Below are 1,062 nucleotides of genomic sequence, written 5' to 3' on the forward strand. Positions count from 1 at the left end.
GCAGTTCTGGACGCTCTGCGTCCGCCGTGCATGATCACGACAGCCGTTATTGAGCGGGCTCAGCCTCGGTTGGCTTGGTACTGTCTGCTGGCTCGGCTGCCGGTGTGTCGACCGTTTCCGCCTTGAACGATGCAGGCTCGGCTGGCGCCGGCAGTGGTTCGCTTGCCGCGGGTGGCTTGGCTGATTCTGCAGCGGGTTCGGCCTTGGCGGGCGACTCCGTTGCTGCTGGAGCCAGTTTGGCGGGTTCGACCGCCTTGGCCGGCTCGGCTGCGGCAGGGGCTACATCAGGAACACCCAGATCTGCCTTGGGCTTCTCGACAATATGCGCAGCCTTTTTCACTTCCGGTGGCAGGAAATTTTCCACCAGACCGAAAAAGCGCTCGTAGAACTTCGCCGATGACACGGTTTCACTGGCCACCTTGACCATCGAGTCGTCAGTGGAGCCTATCGGCATCGAGACAGAGCCCAGCACTCCAACCCCGAGGCTGGCCGAGTTGTTGGTCTTCTTCAGCGCATAGCGGTCCTGCAGAGCGTTTGCGAACATGGTCGAACTGCCATCCTTCGCATCAGCGGCGCACACCAGATTGAAGCTGATTTCAATATGCGCATCGCCGGTCTGTTGAAAGCTCTTGCGACCGGCAATCATCTTCGGGTCGCTGCTGGTGATGATATAGCCCTGGCTCAACAAGGCACGCCGCCCCGCTTCGCAATAAGCCAGGTCGGTGGCGGGATAACTACGGGAGAAGGTCCCGGCGTCATCGAAATGTTCGTGGTCATAAACCGCCTGCTTCGGCGATGAACAACCAGCTGCCATCAACACGGCAGAGATCCAGAATGCGGTACGAACGTTCAGTAGCTTAAACATCGAAAATCCTGAGGAAGGAAAAGACTGCCAGCAAGACTGCGAACTGGGAAATGGCGGTAAGTCTGCAACAAGGCCGACGCTGGATCAACGTACAGATCAAAAGGATTTGGATACAACACGTGTTCAGGCCAACCACCCTACTCGCCTGCGGACAAAACGCAGACAACAAAAAAGCGACCCGAGGGTCGCTTTCGTGT

The 1,062-nt window shown here is 57.9% G+C and carries 1 protein-coding gene; it reads right to left on the reverse strand.

Annotated elements, in window-relative coordinates:
- Nucleotides 1–46: 46 nt before the first annotated feature.
- On the reverse strand, nucleotides 47–865 hold the full coding sequence (locus ALO64_RS05540; RefSeq protein WP_044343539.1) for a DUF2242 domain-containing protein: 819 nt from the start codon (nucleotides 863–865) through the stop codon (nucleotides 47–49).
- Nucleotides 866–1,062 lie beyond the last annotated feature (197 nt).

The organism is Pseudomonas meliae, from assembly GCF_001400515.1.
GTDB classification, from domain to species: domain Bacteria; phylum Pseudomonadota; class Gammaproteobacteria; order Pseudomonadales; family Pseudomonadaceae; genus Aquipseudomonas; species Aquipseudomonas amygdali.

Bases quoted from the DNA above. Each gene is read 5' to 3' on its own strand.
- ALO64_RS05540 (WP_044343539.1), bottom strand. From the start codon at position 865: ATGTTTAAGCTACTGAACGTTCGTACCGCATTCTGGATCTCTGCCGTG.